Source organism: Cellulosimicrobium cellulans (genome assembly GCF_016921195.1).
Taxonomy (GTDB): Bacteria; Actinomycetota; Actinomycetes; order Actinomycetales; family Cellulomonadaceae; genus Cellulosimicrobium; species Cellulosimicrobium cellulans_F.
In genome coordinates this window covers 278,956-299,600 of record NZ_JAFGYF010000001.1, presented here as the reverse complement: position 1 = coordinate 299,600, position 20,645 = coordinate 278,956, and the positions used below count along the sequence as shown (strand labels likewise).

The following is a 20,645-nucleotide window of genomic DNA, read 5'->3' as shown; positions in this document are numbered from 1 at the left end:
GCACTGCTTAATGTGACATTACGATAACTTATCGGCACGGCGTCTGCGCTGGTCAGAAGGGGTCTCTCAGCCCTCGGCCCGGTGGTCGAGCTCGTCCTCGATGACCGCCTCGAGCTCGGCGGCGGACGGCAGCACGCCGCGGGCGTCCTCGGGCAGACCCTGGTAGTCCGCGACGGCGATCGGCACCCGGGTGCCGGCCAGCGCGTACCGCACCGTCGGGCCGGTCTTGCCCGTGCACAGCAGGATCCCGATCGTCGGGGCGTGGATCTCGGGCCGACGGAACTGGTCGTCGACGATCGCGACGTACGTGCCGAGCTGGCCGACGTGGGCCGGCTCGAACGGCCCGATCTTGAGCTCAACCACCACATAGCGCAGCTGCTCGACGTGGAAGAAGAGCAGGTCGACGTAGAACTCGTCCACCCGGTCGCTCGCATCGTCCGGCACGGTCAGACGCACCTGACGCCCGACGAACGCCATCCCGCGCCCGAGCTCGAGCATCGTGTCCTGCAACCGGTCCATCAGCGCCTGCTCGACGTCCCGCTCGGCCACCCGCTCGACCATCGCGAGGTGCTCGAACACGTACGGGTCCTTGACCAGCTGCTGCGCAAGCTCAGAGTCCGGCGCCTCAAGCGCCTCGGTGAAGTTCGTCGGCGCAGCACCGACGGCACGACGCAGATCGGCCTTGATCTGGTGCTCGAGCACCGCGCGCGACCAGCCGCACTCCGCGGCACTCGCGGCGTACCAGTCCCGTTCCTCGCGGGTCGTGAGCCGGTCAAGCAGGACGGTGACGTGCCCCCACGGCAATCGTCCAACGGGTCGTTGGACGAACTCGTCCTCCGTCGGCCACGCCTCCGCCGCACGGCGCATGTACAGCAGGTTCGACCGCGACCAGCCCCGCTGGGCGCGCACGCCCTCCCAGTGCGCGAGGTTGTCGCAGGCCTCGGCGATCGCCGGCTCGAGGCGACGTCGGCGCCGTGCCTGCTCGCGCTCGGTCGCGGGCCGATAGCCCGTGTCGGGGTCGTAGACCAGCGCGACGAGCTCGCGCTCGTACTTGCGGATCTCGGCAGCGACCTCGACCACGAACCCTAGCCGCCGCCTGTCGGGCGCGCCCGAGCCGGCTCGTTGCCGCTCGGGTCGAGGAGACGCAAAGGTGTCCGGCGCGGACTCCGTCCCGAGGCCCCTTGCCCGAGCGCTCTGTGGGTGGTGGCGAGTCCCGCGCACGGCGGGATGGTCCTCTCGCCGCTCGGGCGGTGAGCCGTGCGGGCGCTGTGCTCGGTATCGTCCGGCGATATGCAGCTCACCTTCACGGTCGGTCAGTTCGAGCCCCACGTGGTGGTCTTCTCGTGGGACCAGTTCTGGGGACGCCTGACGATCACGGTCGACGGCCGGAGCGTCGTCGACACCGTGCGGATCTTCTCTCTGTCCAGGGTCAAGGTGTACGAGTTCTGGGTCGGCACGGGTGAACGGCACCACGTCCGCATCGAGAAGCACCGCGAGGTGTTCTTCGCCGGGTTCCGTCCCCAGCCCGTCCTTGCCTACGTGGACGGGTCGCTCGTGGCGCGGTCGGACGGTGCACCGGGCCGCTGACCAGCAGCGGTCCCTCCGAACGAGGCCGCGCCGTGTTCCGCCCGCCAGGGGGGCGAGGGTCACGGGGCACCGGTCAGTAACCCGGCCCGGCGGCAGGAGCGGCGTCCGTGATCTCGGTGCCGTCGGGCGCGACGACCCACCAGACGTCGTTCACGCCCTGCCCGGACACGTCCCCCGGGGCCTGGTCGCCCGCGTACGTGTAGACCGGGCGGCCGTCGACGGTGACCTGGAGCTCGCCGTCGACGCCGGTGATCGTGCCGACCTCGGCCGTGACGCCCTCGACCTCGGGTTCCGCGCTCTCCGCGTGGACCGCCGGCCACGCGGCGGCGCACTCCCCCTCGCAGGCGCTCGTCCCGGAGCCCTTGGTGTCCTCGTCGTAGTAGTAGACGGTCATGCCCTCGCCGTCGACCACGACGGTGCCGAGCGAGGAGTCGGCCGTGCCGAGCACCGGACCGGCGCCCGACGCTCCGTCGCCGGTCGAGTCGTCGCCCGTCGACGTCGACCCGGACGGGGTGGGGCTGTCGTCGCCGTACAGTCCGCCGCCTCCCCCGCCGGAGCAGCCGCCGAGGACGCCGACCAGCACGCCGACGAGCACGACGGCGGGGGCGGCGCGGACGGACCGGGCCGGGGCGGTGGTGATCAGGGTGCCTCGCATGTCGACTCCTCGGAAGGACGGTCAGGGTCGCGAGCACGGCCCCTACTCTCACGACGGCGCGGCTCGCCGGACGGTTCACCGGATCGCACGGTGAGACTCGGCTGAACCGATCGGGCCGCTGCCTCGTCTCCCTGGTGACGGAGTCGCAGAGGATGATCGGGAGGGGCGGACGTGCGCAGGAGGACGAAGGTGCTCGTGGGGGTCGGGGTCGGTGTCGTGGTGCTCGGCGGTGCTGCCGTCGCGTTCGGCCCGGGCCTGTACGCGGACTGGTCCAACCGTGCGGCAGCCGAGGAGCCGACCCTCGACGCGTCGTCGGGCGGCGCCGGCGCGCTCGACCCGGCGAGCCTCGCGGGCGACTGGACGGTCGCCGACGGCTCGTACGCCGGGTACCGCGTGCACGAGGTGCTGCAGGGCGAGGACGTCACCGTCACCGGCCGGACGGACGAGGTCACGGGGTCGTTCACCGTCGCCGACGGCGCGCTCACGGAGGCGACGGTCGAGGTCGACATGGCGAGCGTCGCGACCGACGAGCCGCCGCGCGACGCGTACTTCCGCGGCGACGCGCTGGAGGTCGGGACCTACCCGACCGCCACGTTCGCGCTCACGTCGCCCGTCGAGCTCCCCACCGGTTCGGCGGACGTCGAGCTCGCGGGCGACCTGACGATCCACGGCGTGACGCAGGCCGTCACGGTCGAGGCGCAGGTCGGTCCGACCGCCGACGGCGTCCAGGTGGTCGGTAGCGTGCCGATCACGTTCTCCGACTTCGACGTCGAGGCGCCGAGCCTCGGGTTCGTCACGGTCGACGACACGGGCAGCGTCGAGTTCGGCCTCGACCTCGTGCCGGCGTCGGGGTCGTGACGGACGGGGAGGTGCCGCGCGTGCGCGCCGACGCCGACGACCTGCTGCGGGCGGTCCACGCCGCGCACGGTCCGGCGCTGGAGCGCTACGTCGCGCGCCTCACCGACGACCCCGCGCAGGCGCAGGACGTGGTCCAGGAGACGCTGCTGCGCGCGTGGCGGCATCCCGAGGTGCTGGAACGGCCGGAGGGCTCGGTGCGCGCGTGGCTCTTCACGGTCGCGCGCAACCTCGTCGTCGACGAGCTGCGCAGCGCGCACCACCGGCGCGAGCTCGCGAGCGCCGACGTGCCCGACCACGGCGAGGCGGACGCGACGCAAGCCGTCCTCGACGCGTGGCTCGTCGCGGACGCGCTCGTGTCGCTCTCGCCCGAGCACCGGGCCGTCGTCGTCGACGCGTACTACCACGGGCGCTCCGTGGCCGAGATGGCGTCGGCGCACGGCGTCCCGCCCGGGACGGTGAAGTCCCGCATGCACTACGCGCTCCGGGCGCTGAGGCTCGCGCTGCAGGAGAAGGGAGTCTCGTCATGACCGCCACCCCTCCCCCGGACCCGTACCGCGAGTGGGACGCGGCCTACGTGCTGGGCGCGCTGAGCCCGCGCGACCGGCGCGCGTTCGAGCAGCACCTGGCCGCGTGCCCCGCGTGCCGCGAGGCGGTCGGCGAGCTCGCCGGCATGCCCGGGATCCTCGGCATGCTCACCGCGGAGCACGCCGACGCGCTCGTGGACGGCGCGGGCGACGCGGGCGCCCGACGCGACGCGCACGGCACGTCCGACGACGGCGTCGTCGTCCCGCTCGCGGTCGTCGCGGCCGGAGCGCGGCGCCGTCAGGTCCGACGCCGCGCGCTGCTCTCGGCGGCCGCCGTCGGGCTGGTCGTGGCGGGCGGCGTGGGTGGCGCGGCGGTCACGCGGCCCGACGACGTCCCGCGCCCGGTCGCGGCCGGCACGACCGAGGTCGCGCTCGAGCCGGTCGGGACCGCGGACGTGCGCGCCGAGCTCACGCTCACCCCGGCGGCGTGGGGCACGCGCCTCGACTGGTCGTGCTCGTACCCCGTCGGGGCGTGGGAGGACGGCGCGACGTACGAGCTCGTCCTCGTCGACGACGTCGGCACCCGGGAGGTCGTGGCCACGTGGTCGTCCACGGAGGCGGGAAGCTCCGACGGGCTCGGCGCGTCGTCCGCCGTCCCGGTCGACGGGATCGCGCGCCTCGAGCTCGGGGTCGTGGGGGTCGACGGCGCGCTCGCGGCCGCCGACGTCTGAGCCGCCGCCGACCGCGCGTCAGGCCACCGGGACTGCGACCTCGACGACCGGGCCGGGGCCGCGCGTCGCCCACGTGGGCAGGTAGATCTCGCGGTTGTCGCCCGCGGGTGCGCCGTCGGCGAGGGCGTGCCCCGACGACAGGTGGTCGTGGACGAGCACGAGGTGGGCCTGGTCGCCCGCCTCCGCGGCGGTCAGGCCGACGTACGCCTCGTCGTGCGGGCCGTCCGTGGCGAGGACGAACCCCCGGGGTGGCCGCACGGCGTCGGCCACGGGGACCTGCACGGTGACACGCGCCGCGAAACCCTCGGTCGCGCGCTCGTGGTACTCGACGTACGGGTACCCGGCGAGCGGCACGTCGGCCGTGCGCAGGACGTCGAACGCCGCGGCGGTGGCCTCCGGGAGCACGCGCGGGAGCTCCTCGAGCGTCGCGCGGCGCACGGTGCCGAGCACGAGCCGTTCCGCCACCGCGCGTCGCCGCACCTCGACGTCGAGGCGCGGCGCCCCGGCGAGGACGGACCGGACGTACTCCCCGGCCGCGAGCGACTCGGGGACGGCGGACCGCCGCTCCCCCCACAGCGCGTCGAAGGCCGCGACGGCGTCCGGTGCGCCGAGCACCTCCCCGACCTCCGCGAGCGACAGGTCGACGCCCCGCAGGAGCCGCACCAGCCGGGCCGCCGCCACCTGGCCGTCGTCGAACAGACGCGGCCCGTCGTCCGTGTCCCGCCGGGCGCTGAGCAGCCCCCGGTCCGCGTACAGGCGGACCGCCTTCTCGCTCAGCCCCGTCGCGCGGGCCACCTGTCCCGTCGTGCGCTCGTCCATGGCCGCGACGCTAGATCCTCCCCCAGGGGAAGGCGCAAGCGTCGGGCGCCCGCGGCCCGACCGGTCAGTCGTCGTCGCCCGGCACGTACGGGCCGCGGCGCAGCTCGAGGTCGATCTGCTCGGCGTCCAGCAGGTCGAGCGCGTGCCGCAGGGCCTGCGAGCTGTACGCGCCGGAGGTCCGCGCGGCGAGCAGCGCGACACGCTGCGCGGCGATCGCGCGCAGGCGCAGCTCCTTGTACTGGGCGAACAGCTCGGCCGACGTCGCGGCGTCGGTGTCGCGGTTCTCCAGCTCGCGCACGACGTCGCGCCGCACGCGGGCGACGACGTCGCCGTCGTACGTGCTCCCGTCGGGACGGCGCAGGTCGGGCGCGTCGATGACGGCGACGGCGGCGGCGTCGAGCTCGACGCGGACCGCGCCGCGGTCCTCGTCGGCCCGGGACGACCCACCGACCAGGCCCAGGCGGCGGACGACCCACGGCAACGTGCCGCCCTGGACCACGAGCGTGCCCGCGGCCACGCCGAACGCGACGAGCACGAGGAACGACCGCTGCGGCGTGTCGGTGGGCAGGGTCTGCGCCGCCGCCAGCGTCACGACGCCGCGCATGCCGGCCCAGACGAGGGGCGCGCCCTCACGCCACCCCAGCGGCTCCGCCGTGAGGTAGTCGATGTCGGCCGCGCGACGGCGCAGCGACGTGCGGATGCGCCCGACGCGTGCCAGCGGGACCTCCTTGGGCCCGCCCGTCCGGGGCGCGTCGCGGTGACGCCCCGAGGGCTCGTACGTCTCGAGCGGCGCCTCGGCCGGGCCGAACCGCGCGTCGATCTTCTCCTGCATGCCCTGGATCACGTCGCGCATCGACTCGCCGCGGCGCGCTCGACGCGCGAGCGACCGCAGGAGCGTCGCGACGTACGCCGACCGCACGACGAGGATGACGACCGCCGCGAGCGCCGCGATGCCGGCGGCTTCCCACAGGCTCCCGTGCGCCTCCCGCACGTCGGTGACGAGCGCGAACAGCTCGAGGCCCATGAGGAGGAAGACGCCGCCCTCGAGGAGCAGCTCGACCGTGCGCCAGTTCGACTCCTCGGCGAGCCGGTGCTGGGGGCGCAGGTACTTGGCGGCGCCGTTGCCCGTGACGAGACCGGCCGTCACGACCGCGACAAGGCCGGACGCGCCGAGCTCCTCCGAGGGCAGGTACGCGATGAACGGCACGACGAACGAGACGGCGGTGCTCAGCGCCGGGTTGGCGAGGCGTCGCCGCACGGTCAGCCCGAGGAACCCGACGAGGAATCCCACGAGCACGGCGACGACGACCGCGTACACGAAGTCGCCCGCGACGGCCCAGACCGACACCGATGCCGCGGCGCCGCCGCTCGCGACCGTGACCGCGATGGCCGCGATCGCCGAGCGCAGCAGGACGAGCGCCGAGGCGTCGTTGAGCAGGCTCTCGCCCTCCAGCAGCGTGACGACGCGTGGCGACGCCCCGAGCCGTTTGACGATCGACGTCGCGACGGCGTCCGTCGGGCTGACGATCGCGCCGAGCGCGAAGCCCGCCGCGAGCGGGATGCCGGGGATCAGCCACGTGAAGAGGTACCCGAGCAGCACCGTGCTGAGCAGCACGAGCACGACCGAGAGCCCGCTGATCGCGGTGAAGTCGCGCCGGAAGTCCATCGTCGGCAGGCCCACCGCGGCCGAGTACAGGAGCGGCGGCAGGATGCCCGCGAGGATCCACTCGGGCTCGAACTCGATCTCCGGCACCGCGGGGACGAAGCTCACCGCGACGCCGACGGCGACGAGGACCAGCGGCGCGGCGACGCCCGCCTTGGGCGCGAGGACGTTCACGCCGACGATCGCGACGACCGCGAGCGTCCCCACGACGATGAGCGAGAGGATCTGCTCCTCGGTGAGGCTGAACGGGAACTCCATCGGCACCTCCGGCGGCCGCGGCAGCGCGCGGCTCGGCGCGCGGGGACGGGTCCACGCTAACCGCCCGGACCGTCGTCGGGCCGCGCGCCGAGCCCGGGCTCCGGTTCACCCGACCGCGCCGAACCCGGGCTCGCTCCTCCCGCTGCCCAACCTGTGCGTGGTCGGGGGCGCGCTCGTCGCCCGGCGTTGACGACCTCACGGCGCGCGAGCGGGAGGTCGTGCTCGCGGTCGCGCGCGGGCTGTCCGCTGCCGAGATCGGGGCGGAGCTGTCCGTCTCCGAGACGACAGTCGCGTCGCGCGTCGCGGAGTCCCTGCGCATGACGGGCTGCTGTGACCGGGTCCGGCTCGTCGTCGGAGCCGACGAGCCGGGCCTCGTGCTCTGACACCGTCGCCGGAGAAGGCGCCGTTCGGGTCGCGACCGCGCGCGGCTCGTCGGAGGCTGCACAGGACGGTGGTCGACGACGAGAGGGAGAGACGTGGACGCCTGCACGGTGCTGGAGGACCTGTTCGGCCGGATCGGACCGACGGCGACGCGCGCCGTCGACGGGCTCAGGGAGGACGCCCTGACCGCGCGCCTCGACCCGCGTGCCAACACGATCGCCTGGCTCGCGTGGCACCTCGCCCGGGGCCAGGACGCACAGGTCGCCGCCGCCGTCGGGCGGGAGCAGGTGTGGACGCGCGACGGCTGGGCACGCCGGTTCGACCTGCCGTTCGACGACGAGGCGACGGGCTACGGGCAGTCCGCCGCCGACGTCGGTCGGGTGCGTGCGAGCGACGACCTCCTGCTCGGCTACGTGCACGCCGTCCAGGTCGAGTCCCACGACGTGCTCGCCGCGCTGACCGACGACGACCTCGACCGCGTCGTCGACGAGGCCTGGGACCCGCCGGTCACGCTCGGCGTCCGGCTCGTGAGCATCGCGGTGGACAGCCTCCAGCACGCGGGCCAGGCCGCCTATCTGCGTGGCGTCCTCGAGCGCACCGGTCGCGCCTGACGTGGTCCACGGAAGTCGGGCAACATGCGGACGACTCACTGGCGCGTCGGGAACGCCTCCACGAACCATGACGTGAGGGTCGTGGGGTGGGTGATCGCCGTGCCGACGCACACGCTGAACGCACCCCGCGCCATCGCCTCGGCCGCCTGCGCGGGCGTGTGCACGCGCCCCTCGACGACGACGGGCAGCGAGCACGCCGCGACCACCTCGTCGACGAGCCCGAGGTCCGGCCCCGACGTCTTCGGCCGCTCGCCCGTGTACCCGGCGAGCGTCGTGCCGAGCAGGTCGACGCCCGCGTCCTGCGCGGCGAGCGCGTCGTCGAGCGACCCGCAGTCCGCCATCACGAGCACGTCCGTCGTCTCGCGCAGGCGCGCCACGGTCTCGGCCAGCGTGAGCCCGTCGGGTCGGGGGCGGCGCGTGCCGTCGAGCGCGACGACGTGCGCGCCCGCGTCGGCGACGGCGCGCGCGTGCCGCAGCGTCGGCGTGATGAAGACCCCGCCGTCGCCGTCCTTCCACAGCCCGACGACCGGGACGTCCACCGCGGCGACGACCGCCGCGACGTCGTCCAGACCCTGCGCGCGCACCGCGGCCGCTCCCCCGGCGACGACGGCGCGCGCCATCTGCGCGGTCGTGCGCGGGTCGCGCAGCGGCTCGCCCGGATAGGCCTGGCACGACACGGTGAGCCGACCGCGCATCGCGTCGAGCACGCGCTCGCGCGTCCAGGTCGTCCGCGTCTCCTGCGGTCCGGTCATGCCGTCGTCCTCTCTCGATGGGTCTCCTCGCCCAGTCCGCCGGGTCTCGCCCCGGGTTCGTCACCGGCCAGGCCGACGAGGCCCCACGCTCCGCGCGCGGCCCCGACGATCGCCGCCTCGTTGCCGAGCGCAGCACGGCGCAGCGGCAGGTCGGCGAGCACGTCGACGACCTCAGCGCGGAGCGCGTCCTCCAGCGCCGACCACCACAGGTCTCCCGCTCCTGCGAGACCCCCGCCGACCACGACGACCTCCGGGTCGAGCACGGTCACGACCCCCGCGACCCCGCGGCCCACGGCCTGCGCCGCGTCCCGCACGGCCGACGCCGCGAGCTCGTCGCCGGCCGCGGCGCGCGCGACGACGTCGCGCGTGTCCGGGCTCGCCGCGTCGCCGCCGAGCGCGAGGTAGCGGCGGTGGATCGCCGGTCCCGCGCCGATCGCCTCGAGGTGACCGGTGCGGCCGCACGGGCAGCGCAGGAGCTCCGCCCCGGGGACCGGCATGTGGCCCAGCTCCCCGGCGACGTGGTGCGCGCCCCGCAGCGGACGGCCGTCGAGCACGACGGCCGCACCCACGCCCGTCCCGACCGCGACGAGCAGCGCGCTGCGCGCCCCGGCGGCCGCGCCGAGCCAGACCTCGCCCGCGGCGTGCGCGTCGACGTCGTTCTCGACGGACACGGGCAGCGCGGGCGCGTCGCCGGACGACCCCTCGGGTGCGAGCACGGCGAGGTCGACGAGCCGACGGCGCAGCCCGCCCGCGACGTCGGTCCCGGGCCAGCCGGGCAGGGTGTCGGTGGCCGAGACGATCACGCCGCGACCGACGTCGACCACCCCGGCCGTGCCCACGCCGAGCGCGCGCAGCCGTACCCCGCCCGGCAAGGCGGCGACGACCTCGCGCACGAGCCCCGCGACGGCGTCGAGCACCGCGTCGGGGCCGCCCGCGGCCGGGGTCGGCACGGCGCGCACGGGTCCGAGGACCCCGTCGGCCGCGACGGTCGCCGCAGCGGTCTTGGTCCCCCCGAGGTCGACCCCGACGACGACCGACGGTGCCCCGGCGTCCGGTGAGGCGTCAGCCACGCAGGAGCCCCGCGGCGCGCGTGATCTCCTCGATGCGGTCGGCGACGTCACCGTCGAGCGCCTCGACGGGGAACGCCATGGTCGCGGTGTCGATGAGGCCCTGGCGCTGCGCGGCGACCTTGAACGCGCCGACGCCCGCGGCGTCGCCCGAGCGGCCTCGCGCCTGGAACACGATCTCGAACAGTGCGGCGATACGGTCCTGCTCCACCCGGGCATCGTCCCACTTCCCCGCCTGCGCGAGGTCCCACAGGCGCACGTAGCCGCCGGCGTCGACGTTCGCGAGGCCCGGCACGACGCCGTCGGCGCCGAGCAGCAGCATCCCGTCGACCACGACCTCGTGCCCCGTGAAGAGCACGAGGGGTGAGCCGGCCGCCGCGTTGGCGGCGACGAGGCGGCGGAACGCGACGTCGTCGCCCGACGAGTCCTTGACGCCCGCGAGCACGCCCTCGGTGCCGAGCCGGACGAGGAGGTCCACGGGCAGCTTGGTGCGGACCCGCACCGGGATGTCGTACGCGAAGAGCGGCACGTCCACGGCCGCCGCGACGGCGCGCAGGTGGCGCTCGATCTCGTCGAGGTCGTTGAGCGCGTAGACGGGGGCCGTCGCGACGACCGCGTCCACCCCTCCCGCCACGAGCGCCTTCGCCTGCTCGACGACGCGCGCCGTCGTGAGGTCGATGGCGCCGCCCATGACGGGCACGCGGCCCGCAGCCGCGCGCACCACGGACCGCACGACGACGTCGCGCTGCGCGTCGGTGAGGTAGGCGACCTCGCCGGTCGACCCGAGCACGAACAGGCCGTGCACGCCCTCCGTGACGAGGTGGTCCACGAGACGCTCGAGCGATGCGATGTCGACCTCACCCTCGGTCGTGAGCGGGGTGAGGACGGGCGGGACGATCCCGTGGAAGGAGGGGGTGGTCACGAGGAGCTCCGGTTCTGGTTCAGCGATGGTTCGGTCGGGCGGGGGGCCGCGCGCGGCCCCCCGCTCACAGCAGCGCGGGCGCCGCGGCGAGCAGCGTGCGGGTGTAGTCGTCCTGGGGATCGTCGAGCACGCGCGCGGCGGGGCCCGACTCGACGATGCGGCCGCCCTGCATGACGACGATCTCGTCGGACACGTGCCGGACGGTCTGGATGTCGTGCGAGATGAAGACCATCCCCAGGTCGAGCTCGGCCTTGAGGTCGGCGAGCAGGTTGAGGATCTGGGCGCGCACGGACACGTCGAGGGCCGACGTCGGCTCGTCGGCGACGATGACGTCCGGTGCGAGCGCGAGGGCGCGCGCGATCGCGACGCGCTGGCGCTGGCCGCCCGAGAGCTGGCCGGGCAGCGCGTCGAGCGCCGACTCGGGCAGCCCCACCAGGTGCACGAGCTCACGGACGCGCGCCTCGCGCGCCGCGGCGTCGCCCACGCGGTGCACGTCGAGCGGGTCGCGCAGCGCGTCCCGCACACGCATACGGGCGTTGAGCGCGGTGGCCGGGTCCTGGAAGACGACGGAGACGACCCGGCCGACGTCGCGCCGCACGCGCGTCGTGTACCTCTCGACCGGCTGCCCGCGGAAGCGGATCTCGCCGGACGTCGGCGCCCGCAGCCCGACGAGCACCTTCGCCATGGTCGACTTGCCCGAGCCGGACTCGCCGACGATCCCGAGCGTGCTGCCGCGGCGGACCGCGACGCTCACGTCGTTCACGGCGTGCACCCGGTGGGCCTTGAAGAGCGTGCCCGTGCGGGCCTTGAAGACGACGTGCACGCCGCGCAGCTCGACGACGGGGGTGTCGCGGTCGGTCGCGGACCCCCGCTCCGCGGCGGTCGGGGTCTGGTCGGTGGCGCTCATCGCGTCCCTCCGGTGGTGATCGGGGCGTGGCTACCGCCCGCGACGGCGCCGACCGGCTCGTCCGGCGGCATCGCGACGAGGTGCTGCCCGTCGGCGTCCACGGCGCGCAGCACGGGCCGCACGTCGAGGCCGCGGTCGGGGCGCGAGGAGCGCGGCGCGAACCGGTCGCCCGTCGGGAAGTCGCGCGGTGACGGGACGGTGCCGGGGATCTGGTGCAGGCGCGTGGAGCGCTGCTCGATCGAGAGCACCGCGCCGAGCAGGCCCTGCGTGTACTCGTGGCGGGGGTCGGTGAGCAGCTCGCTCGTCGGCGCCTGCTCGACGACCTGGCCCGCGTACATGACCGTGATGCGGTGCGCGATCTGCGCGACGAGCGCGAGGTCGTGGCTGACGAACACCATCGCGAAGCCGAGCTTGACGCGCAGCTCGTCGAGCAGCGCGACCACCTGGGCCTGGACGGTGACGTCGAGCGCCGTCGTCGGCTCGTCCGCGATGACCAGCTTCGGGTCGCGCGTGAGCGCCATGGCGATGATCACGCGCTGGCGCTGCCCGCCGGACAGCTCGTGCGGGTAGCTCTTGAGCGTGCGCTGCGGGTCGAGGCCCACGAGCTCGAGCAGCTCCTCGGCCGTCCGCGTGCCGCCGCGGCGCGTGAGCTGCTTCATCTGCGACCGGATGAGCATCGACGGGTTGAGCGAGCTCAGCGCGTCCTGGTAGATCATCGCGATCTCGGTGCCGCGCAGCGCCGCGCGCTCCCGGTTGCCCATGGCGAGCAGGTCCTTGCCGCCGTAGCGGATCTCGCCGCTGATCTGCGCCGCGGGGTCCAGCAGGCCCATGACGGCGAGCGACGTGATCGACTTGCCGCACCCGGACTCGCCGACCAGCGCCATCGTCTCGCCGGGCCGCACGGAGAACGACACGTCGTCCACGACCGCGACGTCCCCGTGGCGCGGGAACCGGATGGACAGGTTGCGCACCTCGAGCAGCGGCTCGGCGTCGCCGTCGTACACGGGCCGGTCCGTGCGGGCCGACTCGGCGGCGCGCAGCGTGGCGAGGCGCGAGACGAGGGGCACGGCGCGCCCGACGTGCGGGACGTCCGGCTCGACGTCGGGCACGACCGGCTCGGACTCGGCGAGGCGGGCCTCGTCCGCCGTCTCGACCGGCTCGTCGGCGTCCATCGCGGTGAGCTCGGCGGCGACGGCCGCGTCGTCGGAGTCGGTCGCGACGGCCTTCGCCGGGGTGGCGCGCGTCGCCCGCGGGGCGGCGACCATGGCGTCCGTCATGCCCTCGGAGAGGATGTTGAGGCACAGGACGGTGAGCATGATGGCCAGGCCCGGGAAGAACGTCGCCCACCAGTAGCCGCCCATGACGAGGTCGCGGCCCGCGGCGATGATGTTGCCCCACGAGGGCTCGGGGTCGGGGACACCCGCCTGGATGAAGGACAGCGACGCCTCGAAGACGATCGCGTCGGCCACGAGCACGGTGGTGAACACGAGCACGGGTGCCGCGCAGTTGCGCGCGACGTGCTTCGCGAGGATCCAGGCCGTGCGCGCCCCCATGACGCGGGTCGCGGCGACGTAGTCCTCGCCGTACTGGTCGAGGATGTTGGCCCGCACGACGCGCGTGAGCTGCGGTGTGTACAGGAACGCGATCGTCAGCACGAGCACGGGCAGCGACCGGCCGAAGACGGAGACGAACACGGCGGCGAGCGCGATGCCGGGGAAGGACATGATGATGTCGAGGACGCGCATGAGGGTCTCGGAGACGCTCTTGCGCGCGGTCGCCGCGACGGCGCCGAGCACGGCCGCGGCGGCGAGCGCGATCGCCGTCGCCCCGAGACCGATGACGAGCGAGTACCGCGCGCCGTGGACGACGCGGGAGAAGATGTCGCGCCCCTGGCGGTCGGTGCCGAACCAGTTCTCCGCGCTCGGCGGCTGGACCGGCGTGCCGGTGGCGAGGGGGTCGTGGCTCGCGACGAGCGGCGCGAGGATCGCCGCGAGCGCCACGAGGAGCACGAACGCGAGGGAGATCGTGGACCCGAGGGGCAGCGCGCGCAGGCGCAGCCCGGGGGCCGAGAGTCGTTCGGTGAGCTGTCGGCGCACGTCACACCGTCCTGATCCGCGGGTTGACGAGCACGTAGAGCATGTCGACCACGATGTTGATGAGCACGAAGGCGAGCGCCACGGTGAGGGTCACGCCCTGCACGAGGTTGGGCTCGTTGTTGGTGACGCCGTTGAGGATGAGCGTGCCCATGCCGGGCAGCGCGAAGATGATCTCGATGACGACGGCGCCGCCGATGAGGTAGCCGACGCGCAGGCCGAGGACCGTGATCGGGGTGATGAGCGCGTTGCGCAGCACGTTGCGCCCGACGACGACGTGGCGCGGGATGCCCGCGCCGATCGCGGTGCGGACGTAGTCCTTGTCGAGCTCCTCGACGACGGACGTGCGCACGACGCGCGTGAGCTGGCCGACCACGGGGATCGCGAGCGCGATCGCGGGCAGCGCCATGCGGGCGAGGTAGCCGCCGAGGTCCTCGGACGGGTCGGGCAGCGGCCCGCTCGCGGGGAGCCAGCCCGCACCGAGGGTGACGACCTGGATGAGCAGCACGGCGAGCCAGAACGACGGTGTCGCGAGCGACGCGACGGACACCACGCGGATGGCCTTGTCGGGCCAGCGGTCGCGGTAGAGCGCCGCGAGGATCCCCATGACGAGGGCCAGCACGACGGCGATGACGAGGCCCATGAGCGTGAGCTGGAGCGTGATGGGCAGGGCGCGCGCGACCTCGTCCGCGACGGGCACCTGGCGCGCGCTGAACGTACCGAGGTCGCCGTGCAGCAGGCCGCCGAGGAACGCGACGTACCGGACGAGGAGCGGGTCGTTCAGGCCGTTGGCCTCACGGTAGGCCTCGCGCGCCTCGACGGACGCGCCCTCGCCGAGGGCCTGGATCGCCGGGTCGACCTGCGAGAACGACATCACGAGGAACACGAGGAACGTGATGCCGAGGATCATGATCGGCAGCTGCAGGAGGCGGCGACCGACGAGTCGCAGCAGTGCGCTCACGGTCGGCCTCCCGGTGCGTCGGGGGTGCGGTGCATGGTCTGTCCGTTCTGGGTGCCGGGCGGGTACCGGGCCCCTCGCCCGAGGGGGACGGGCGAGGGGACCGGCGAGACGGCCGGAGCCGGTCGGCGCCGAGGGCTACGAGCCGCGGCTACTTGACGAGGCCGGCGTCGAGGAACGACAGGCCGGTGATCGGCAGGGGCGAGAACCCGGAGAGCGTGGAGCCGTCCCACGCGGTCGGGAGCTGGCGGTGCAGCAGGGGGTAGAGCGGCACCTCGTCGGAGACCAGGTCGAACGCCTGGTTCCACAGCTCCTGCTGCTCGTCGCCGGACGTGCGCACGGCGGCGTCGAGGATCGTCTGGAGCTCGGCGAACTTCGGGTCGTCGTTCCAGCGGTAGCGCGACTGCGACCACACGTTGTCGCCGTACCACCAGCGCATGAGGAGGTCGGGGTCGTTGCCGAAGACCGACGGGTCGCCCGGTGCGACCATGACCTGCAGGTCGCCGTTGTCGACCTTGGTGTACTGGCCGCCGGACTGGCCGATGTCGAGCGTCGTGTCGACGCCGATCGCGTCGAGGTTCTCCTTGATGAGCGGCGCGATGTCCGCGACCCAGCCGGTGTCGGTCGTCATGAGCGTGATCGACAGGTCGCTCACGCCGGCCTCCGCGAGCAGGTCCTTCGCCTTCTCCGGGTCGTAGGAGTAGACCGTGGACGCCTCGTGGTAGTTCGGGTGGCTCTGCGGGAGGAAGCTCGTGGCCGCCGCGCCGTTGCCGAGCAGGCCGTTGTCGATGATCTTGTCCATGTCGAGCGCGTAGAAGAACGCCTGGCGCACGCGGACGTCGTCGAACGGCGGCAGGTCCGTGTTGAACATCATGAACAGCGTGCCGAACGACTGGACGGACTCGACGTCCACGGTGCCCTCGAGGGTCGGGACGTCGATGTAGGGGACGTCCTCGATCGCGCTGACCGTGCCGGAGCTCATCGCGGTGACGCGCGCGGCCGGGTCGGAGAGCAGGTTCCACACGAGGCCCGCGGCGAGCGCGGGGCGGGTGCCCGTGTAGTCGTCGAAGCGTTCGAACGTGATCTTGTCGTCCGGGGTGGCCTGGGTCATCTTGAACGGGCCGGTGCCGACGGGCAGCGCGTTGAACGCCTCGTAGTCGGACTCGACGAGGGCCTTCGGCACGATCTTGACGACCGAGAGCCGCTCGGGCACGAGGCTGAACGGGTACTTGAGGTTGATCGAGACCGTGTCGTCGTCGACGGGGGTGACGGACTCGAGGAAGTCGATGAAGCCGGCGTAGAGCGACTCGTTCGCCGGGTCGAGCACGCGGTCGAAGCTGTAGACGACGTCGTCCACGGTGACGGGCGTGCCGTCGTGGAAGACCGCGCCCTCACGGAGGTCCACCTCGTAGTGCGTGTCGTCGACCTGTGCCGGGAGCTCGGTGCCGAGCGCGGGGTAGACCTCGCGCGTCGCGGGGTCGAGCTCGGTGAGTCCCTCGAACACGTGCCAGTTGGCCGCTACTGTCACGGCACCGGTGGTGATCATCGGGTCGAAGCCACCGGAGAGGGAGTACGAGATGCCCGCCTCGATCACGGCGTCCGGGTCGATCTCGCCCTGGGCGGCGCTGCCCTCGGTCGGGTCGTCCTGCGCAGCACCGCCGCCGGAGCACGCCGCGAGGCCGAGCGCGAGCACGACGCCCGCGGCGACCGCAGCGACTCCCCTGCGGGGAGGTGAGCTGACGTGAAGCTTCATTGGTTCTCCTGACATGAGACCGACATCGTCCAGAGAGAAGATGTCTGATGTCTGACGTTGTGTAGCATGACATTAGGACCAGAAACCGAAGGGGTCAAGATGGCGACACCACGGCGCAGGAGCTTCAGCACGCTCGACGCGTCCCGCGACGGCGGACCCGGCGCGACCGCTCCCCGGCGCACCACCACCGCCGACCGGATCAAGGACTTCATCCTCGGCGAAGGGCTGCGCCCCGGCGACCCGCTGCCCACCGAGGCCGAGCTGTGCGAGCACCTGGGCGTCTCCCGGTCGAGCGTGCGCGAGGCGATCCGCACCCTGTCGACCCTCGACATCGTCGAGGTGCGCCACGGGCACGGCACGTTCGTCGGCAACATGTCGCTGGACGCTCTCGTCGAGGCGCTCGTGTTCCGCGGCGTGCTCTCCCCCGGCGACGACCTGCGGGCGCTGCGCGACGTCGTCGAGGTCCGCCAGGCGCTCGACCTCGCCATGGCGGACGTCATCGTCGCGAGCCTGGCCGGGACCTCGAACCCCGAGCTGCACGCCCTCGTGGAGGAGATGGTGGCCGCCGCGGCCGAGGGGCTCAGCTTCCCCAAGCAGGACCGCGCGTTCCACACCGGCCTGCTCGCGCGCCTCGACAACTCGCTCGTCGGCCAGCTCGTCGCCGCGTTCTGGGACGTGCACACCGCGGTCGTCCCCAAGCTCGGCATCTCCGTCGCGGCCGACCTCGACCAGACCGCCCGCGCGCACGGCGAGATGCTCGACGCCGCGGAGGCCGGCGACGTCGAGGCGTTCCGCGCCGCCGTCGTCTCGCACTACGAGCCGATCGACCGCGCCCTCGGGGTGACCACCGCGTGAAGCCCGCCCTGCCCTCCGGCCCACCGAGCGCCCCGACGCCCGTCGGGATCGCCGTCGTCGGCATCGGCGCGTTCGCGCGCGAGCACCTCCTCGCACTCGCCGGGCTGCCCGGTGCGGAGGTGCGGTGGGTCGTCGGGCACGACCTCGCCCGGACCCGGGCGCTCGCCGCGCTCGTGCCCGGCGCCCGGGCGACCACCACCCTCGACGACGCCCTCGCCGACCACGGCGTGCACGCCGTGGACATCGTGACCGCCACGCCCACGCACGCGCGCGACACGATCGCCGCGGGCGAGGCGGGCAAGCACGTGCAGGTCGAGAAGCCGGCCGCGCTGTCGCTCGCCCAGCTCGACGCGATGGTCGCGGCGACCGAAGGCCGGGGCACCACGCTCGTCGTCGGGCAGACCGTGCGGTTCCAGCCCGCGGTGACGGCGCTCGCCGCGGCCGCCCGGCGCGGCGACATCGGCACCCCGCGGCTCGCGCACGTCTCCTGGTACACGGGCCACGCGTGGCCCGCCGGGTGGCGCGGCTGGCAGCTCGACCCCGAGCTCTCGGGCGGGCACCCCGTGCACAACGGCACGCACATCATGGACGCCGCGACGTGGCTGCTCGACGACGAGCCGGTCGAGGTCTTCGCGCGCGGGTTCCGCACGTTCTCGCCCGAGATGGAGTCGCCCGACTCGTTCCACGTGCAGCTCCGGACCGCGTCCGGCGCGCTCGCGACGCTCGAGCTCTGCTACGCGCTGCGGCGCCGTGGGGAGCTCCTGCGGCGCGTCGTGCTCGTCGGCACGGAGGGCACGCTCGCGCACTCGACCGCGGAGGAGGACGGCCTGCACTCCGACGCGACGACCGCCCCGCCCGTGTCCGTCGAGGGGGCGCTGGGCCTCCAGCTCGCGCACTGGCTCGACGTCGTGCGCGGTGCTGCGGCGCCGGTCGTGACCACTCCGCAGGTGCGGGCCGCGCTCGCGACGGCCCTCGCGGCACAACGCTCGCTGGTCTCCGGTCGCCGGGAACGCGTCGCCGACGTGCTCGGGTACGCCCCGGTCGAGGTGGTCGCATGAGCGCGATCCTGCGCGTCGCGTTCGCGTCGGCGGTGCGCCACGCGGCCGACTACCTCCGGATCCTCGGTGCCGACGAGCGTGTCGAGCTCGTCGGCGTCGTCGAGGAGGCGTCGGCGCCCGCCTGGGTGCGCGACGACTCGCGCGCCGTCGCCGAGCGCGCCGGCGTGCCGTACGCCGAGGTCGCCGACGCGGCGGCGGTCGCGGACGCCCTCGGGAGCGGGGTCGACCTCGTGGTCGTGTGCGCCGAGCCGACCCGGCACGCGCGCCTCGCGGCGGCGCTGCTGGAGGCGGGCCTCGACGTGCTCGTCGACAAACCGGTCGCGACGACGCTCGCCGACGCCGACCGCCTCGCCGAGGTGGCCGCGCGCACGGGCCGGACGTGCGCCGTCGTGAACCGCACGCACGCGCCCGCCCTGCGGCGCCTGCGCACGTGGGTCGACGCGGGGCACGTGGGGCTGCCGCGGCACCTGGACCTCGAGCTCTTCGCCTCCGGAGCGCACTTCGCGACGTCGGTCGAGCGGCCGGGCCTCGTCGTGGACCGCGCGCTGTCCGGCGGCGGCGAGCTGCTCAACTTCCTCGGCTACTGCGCCGACGCGGCCCACCACCTCACCGGGCTGCGGACGGTCGAGGTGCACGCCTTCACCGGCTCGCTCTTCCTCGACCCGCACCGCGAGGCCGGTGTCGAGGACACGGCCGTCGTCACGCTCGGGCTGGAGCGAGGTGTGACGGCGACGGTCACCCTCGGCCGCGTCCCGTTCGCACCGGGCGGGACGCCGACCACGTCGTCCGTGCGGCTGCTCGGCTCGCACGGGCACGCCGTCGCCGACGACGACGCACCCGCCGTCGCACGGTTCGGCCCCGACGGGCGCACGACGATCGCCGCCGACGCCGGGCAGGTCGCCGCCGAGGCGTACCTACGGCACGTGGTCGGGGCGGTCCTCGCCGGCGAGCGGCCGGACTACGGCATCGAGGAGGCGCGCGCGACGCTCGCCGTGATCGACGCGGCGTACCGCTCGGTCGAGGCGGGCGACGTCGTCGCGGTGGAGCACCGGTCGGTGCACAAGGAGACGAGGGTCTGATGGAGGTCGTGATCGCTCCTGCGGAGCGGTTGGCGGTGCTGGCCGCGGACGCGATCGAGAGCGTGGTGCGGTCGCGGCCGGAGGCGGTCCTGGGTCTGGCGACGGGGTCGTCACCGCTGAAGGTCTACGACGAGCTGGCGCGCCGCCACCGCGAGGACGGGTTGTCGTTCGCCCGGGTGCGGGCGTTCATGCTGGACGAGTACGTGGGTCTGCCCGCCGAGCACCCCGAGCGGTATCGGAACGTGATCGAGACCGAGTTCGCCTCGCGCGTCGACTTCGCCCCGGGTGCGGTCCAGGGCCCGGACGGCAACGCGGCGGACCTGGTGGCGGCGTGCGCGGCGTACGAGGAGGCGATCGCGGCGGCGGGGGGCGTGGACCTGCAGATCCTGGGGATCGGGACGGACGGGCACATCGCGTTCAACGAGCCGGGGTCGTCGCTGGCGTCGCGCACGCGGATCAAGACGTTGACGGCGCAGACGCGCGAGGACAACGCGCGGTTCTTCGACGACGACGTGGACCAGGTGCCGCGGCACTGCCTGACGCAGGGTTTGGCGACGATCATGTCGGCGCGGCACCTGGTGCTGCTGGCCACGGGCAAGGGCAAGGCGGAGGCGGTGCACCAGCTCGTGGAGGGCCCGATCAGCGCGTTGTGGCCCGCGACGATCATGCAGATGCACCCGCACGCCACCGTGCTGGTCGACGACGCGGCGGCCTCGCGCCTGCAGCTCGGGGACTACTACCGCCAGACGTACGCGTCCAAGCCCGACTGGCAAGGCCTCTAGACCGTCGTCGGGCGCCGAGGACGACCCCGGTCGCCGTCGAGCACGACGTTGCTGTCGCTTTCGCCCCGATACCGACAGCAGTGTCGTTCTCGGGGCCGACATTCACCCGGGATGGAACTGGACGTCCGTCCAGTTGGCTGTCTAGCGTGGAGCCCAGCCGGTGCCCGCACGCTCAGCCCCCTGCCAGTGCGGGCACCGGCGATCACGGCGGTGCCGCCCCACGCGTCCGACACGCCCGCGCCCCTGCTGCCCGAACCTCCCGCCGGCGGCGGTGGCGCGGTCGCGCCCCAGGACGGTACACGTCGTGCTCGACCGACCACGACCCGACGGGA

20 protein-coding genes and 1 pseudogene are annotated in these 20,645 nt (G+C 74.1%); 10 read left to right on the top strand and 11 right to left on the bottom strand.

Going from position 1 to position 20,645, the window contains the following annotated elements; translation table 11 throughout:
• Nucleotides 1–66 precede the first annotated feature (66 nt).
• The gene (locus JN535_RS01220; protein ID WP_307868048.1) at nt 67–1,080 is read right to left on the bottom strand and encodes a PDDEXK nuclease domain-containing protein; all 1,014 of its coding nucleotides are present in this window, start codon (nt 1,078–1,080) and stop codon (nt 67–69) included.
• A gap of 210 nt (nt 1,081–1,290) precedes the next feature.
• Here JN535_RS01220 and JN535_RS01215 point away from each other — a divergent pair, with 210 nt between their 5' ends.
• The gene (locus JN535_RS01215; RefSeq protein WP_205201226.1) at nt 1,291–1,587 is read left to right on the top strand and encodes a hypothetical protein; all 297 of its coding nucleotides are present in this window, start codon (nt 1,291–1,293) and stop codon (nt 1,585–1,587) included.
• Between the two features lie 73 nt (nt 1,588–1,660).
• On the opposite strand, the gene JN535_RS01210 is transcribed toward JN535_RS01215, so the two are convergent.
• A complete protein-coding gene (locus tag JN535_RS01210; protein ID WP_205201224.1) occupies nt 1,661–2,242 on the bottom strand; it encodes a COG4315 family predicted lipoprotein in 582 nt (193 codons plus the stop codon).
• A gap of 171 nt (nt 2,243–2,413) precedes the next feature.
• On the opposite strand from JN535_RS01210, the gene JN535_RS01205 reads away from it, so the two are divergent.
• The 3 genes from JN535_RS01205 to JN535_RS01195 are packed head-to-tail and all read left to right on the top strand — an operon-like array spanning nt 2,414 to nt 4,355.
• Nucleotides 2,414–3,100, top strand: coding sequence for a YceI family protein (locus JN535_RS01205; protein ID WP_205201223.1), 687 nt, complete (start codon nt 2,414–2,416; stop codon nt 3,098–3,100).
• A 20-nt stretch (nt 3,101–3,120) separates the two neighbouring features.
• Nucleotides 3,121–3,627, top strand: a complete 507-nt coding sequence (locus JN535_RS01200) for a sigma-70 family RNA polymerase sigma factor (RefSeq protein WP_307868047.1) — start codon at nt 3,121–3,123, stop codon at nt 3,625–3,627.
• Nucleotides 3,624–4,355 carry a zf-HC2 domain-containing protein gene (locus JN535_RS01195; protein ID WP_205201221.1) on the top strand — a complete coding sequence of 244 codons (732 nt, stop codon included), beginning with the start codon at nt 3,624–3,626 and terminating at the stop codon, nt 4,353–4,355. The genes JN535_RS01200 and JN535_RS01195 overlap by 4 nt, the downstream gene beginning before the upstream one ends.
• A gap of 18 nt (nt 4,356–4,373) precedes the next feature.
• Here the strand turns inward: JN535_RS01195 and JN535_RS01190 are convergent, their stop codons facing one another.
• Together JN535_RS01190 and JN535_RS01185 are read right to left on the bottom strand one after the other, a co-directional pair.
• Complete coding sequence (locus tag JN535_RS01190) at nt 4,374–5,174, bottom strand: MerR family transcriptional regulator (RefSeq protein WP_205201219.1); 801 nt, start codon at nt 5,172–5,174, stop codon at nt 4,374–4,376.
• 64 nt (nt 5,175–5,238) lie between these two features.
• Entirely contained in the window at nt 5,239–7,095 is a 1,857-nt protein-coding gene (locus tag JN535_RS01185; protein ID WP_205201218.1) for a cation:proton antiporter, read from the bottom strand.
• A 203-nt stretch (nt 7,096–7,298) separates the two neighbouring features.
• Here JN535_RS01185 and JN535_RS01180 point away from each other — a divergent pair.
• Both JN535_RS01180 and JN535_RS01175 read left to right on the top strand, forming a co-directional pair.
• Nucleotides 7,299–7,478, top strand: a pseudogene (locus JN535_RS01180) (LuxR C-terminal-related transcriptional regulator); the annotation flags it as partial.
• 93 nt (nt 7,479–7,571) lie between these two features.
• Entirely contained in the window at nt 7,572–8,087 is a 516-nt protein-coding gene (locus JN535_RS01175) for a mycothiol transferase (protein ID WP_205201214.1), read from the top strand.
• A gap of 35 nt (nt 8,088–8,122) precedes the next feature.
• On the opposite strand, the gene JN535_RS01170 is transcribed toward JN535_RS01175, so the two are convergent.
• From JN535_RS01170 to JN535_RS01140, 7 genes are all read right to left on the bottom strand, one after another.
• The gene (locus JN535_RS01170) at nt 8,123–8,839 is read right to left on the bottom strand and encodes an N-acetylmannosamine-6-phosphate 2-epimerase (protein ID WP_205201212.1); all 717 of its coding nucleotides are present in this window, start codon (nt 8,837–8,839) and stop codon (nt 8,123–8,125) included.
• Nucleotides 8,836–9,909: an ROK family protein gene (locus tag JN535_RS01165; protein ID WP_205201210.1), complete on the bottom strand. Its 1,074-nt coding sequence runs from the start codon at nt 9,907–9,909 to the stop codon at nt 8,836–8,838. The genes JN535_RS01170 and JN535_RS01165 overlap by 4 nt, the downstream gene beginning before the upstream one ends.
• On the bottom strand, nt 9,902–10,828 hold the full coding sequence (locus JN535_RS01160; RefSeq protein WP_205201208.1) for a dihydrodipicolinate synthase family protein: 927 nt from the start codon (nt 10,826–10,828) through the stop codon (nt 9,902–9,904). Before JN535_RS01160 ends, JN535_RS01165 begins: the two co-directional genes overlap by 8 nt.
• 64 nt (nt 10,829–10,892) lie before the next feature.
• On the bottom strand, nt 10,893–11,735 hold the full coding sequence (locus tag JN535_RS01155; protein WP_205201207.1) for an ABC transporter ATP-binding protein: 843 nt from the start codon (nt 11,733–11,735) through the stop codon (nt 10,893–10,895).
• Nucleotides 11,732–13,831: a dipeptide/oligopeptide/nickel ABC transporter permease/ATP-binding protein gene (locus JN535_RS01150; protein WP_205201205.1), complete on the bottom strand. Its 2,100-nt coding sequence runs from the start codon at nt 13,829–13,831 to the stop codon at nt 11,732–11,734. Before JN535_RS01150 ends, JN535_RS01155 begins: the two co-directional genes overlap by 4 nt.
• Before the next feature lies 1 nt (nt 13,832).
• Nucleotides 13,833–14,789, bottom strand: a complete 957-nt coding sequence (locus tag JN535_RS01145; protein ID WP_064316380.1) for an ABC transporter permease — start codon at nt 14,787–14,789, stop codon at nt 13,833–13,835.
• A gap of 148 nt (nt 14,790–14,937) precedes the next feature.
• On the bottom strand, nt 14,938–16,539 hold the full coding sequence (locus tag JN535_RS01140; RefSeq protein ID WP_205201204.1) for an ABC transporter substrate-binding protein: 1,602 nt from the start codon (nt 16,537–16,539) through the stop codon (nt 14,938–14,940).
• A 99-nt stretch (nt 16,540–16,638) separates the two neighbouring features.
• Between JN535_RS01140 and JN535_RS01135 the strand changes: the two genes are divergently transcribed.
• Genes JN535_RS01135 through nagB form a run of 4 tightly spaced genes read left to right on the top strand, consistent with a single transcriptional unit; the run spans nt 16,639 to nt 20,313 of the window.
• Nucleotides 16,639–17,394, top strand: coding sequence for a FadR/GntR family transcriptional regulator (locus JN535_RS01135; RefSeq protein WP_205201203.1), 756 nt, complete (start codon nt 16,639–16,641; stop codon nt 17,392–17,394).
• Nucleotides 17,391–18,452, top strand: a complete 1,062-nt coding sequence (locus tag JN535_RS01130) for a Gfo/Idh/MocA family protein (protein ID WP_205201202.1) — start codon at nt 17,391–17,393, stop codon at nt 18,450–18,452. The genes JN535_RS01135 and JN535_RS01130 overlap by 4 nt, the downstream gene beginning before the upstream one ends.
• Nucleotides 18,449–19,531 carry a Gfo/Idh/MocA family protein gene (locus tag JN535_RS01125; protein ID WP_205201201.1) on the top strand — a complete coding sequence of 361 codons (1,083 nt, stop codon included), beginning with the start codon at nt 18,449–18,451 and terminating at the stop codon, nt 19,529–19,531. The genes JN535_RS01130 and JN535_RS01125 overlap by 4 nt, the downstream gene beginning before the upstream one ends.
• Nucleotides 19,531–20,313 carry a glucosamine-6-phosphate deaminase gene (gene nagB, locus JN535_RS01120; protein ID WP_205201200.1) on the top strand — a complete coding sequence of 261 codons (783 nt, stop codon included), beginning with the start codon at nt 19,531–19,533 and terminating at the stop codon, nt 20,311–20,313. The genes JN535_RS01125 and nagB overlap by 1 nt, the downstream gene beginning before the upstream one ends.
• Nucleotides 20,314–20,645 lie beyond the last annotated feature (332 nt).

Coding starts and splice junctions, on each gene's coding strand:
- JN535_RS01215 (WP_205201226.1), top strand. CDS start 1,291: ATGCAGCTCACCTTCACGGTCGGTCAGTTCGAGCCCCACGTGGTGGTC.
- JN535_RS01210 (WP_205201224.1), bottom strand. CDS start 2,242: ATGCGAGGCACCCTGATCACCACCGCCCCGGCCCGGTCCGTCCGCGCC.
- JN535_RS01195 (WP_205201221.1), top strand. CDS start 3,624: ATGACCGCCACCCCTCCCCCGGACCCGTACCGCGAGTGGGACGCGGCC.
- JN535_RS01190 (WP_205201219.1), bottom strand. CDS start 5,174: ATGGACGAGCGCACGACGGGACAGGTGGCCCGCGCGACGGGGCTGAGC.
- JN535_RS01185 (WP_205201218.1), bottom strand. CDS start 7,095: ATGGAGTTCCCGTTCAGCCTCACCGAGGAGCAGATCCTCTCGCTCATC.
- JN535_RS01170 (WP_205201212.1), bottom strand. CDS start 8,839: ATGACCGGACCGCAGGAGACGCGGACGACCTGGACGCGCGAGCGCGTG.
- JN535_RS01155 (WP_205201207.1), bottom strand. CDS start 11,735: ATGAGCGCCACCGACCAGACCCCGACCGCCGCGGAGCGGGGGTCCGCG.
- JN535_RS01140 (WP_205201204.1), bottom strand. CDS start 16,539: ATGAAGCTTCACGTCAGCTCACCTCCCCGCAGGGGAGTCGCTGCGGTC.
- JN535_RS01135 (WP_205201203.1), top strand. CDS start 16,639: ATGGCGACACCACGGCGCAGGAGCTTCAGCACGCTCGACGCGTCCCGC.
- JN535_RS01125 (WP_205201201.1), top strand. CDS start 18,449: ATGAGCGCGATCCTGCGCGTCGCGTTCGCGTCGGCGGTGCGCCACGCG.
- nagB (WP_205201200.1), top strand. CDS start 19,531: ATGGAGGTCGTGATCGCTCCTGCGGAGCGGTTGGCGGTGCTGGCCGCG.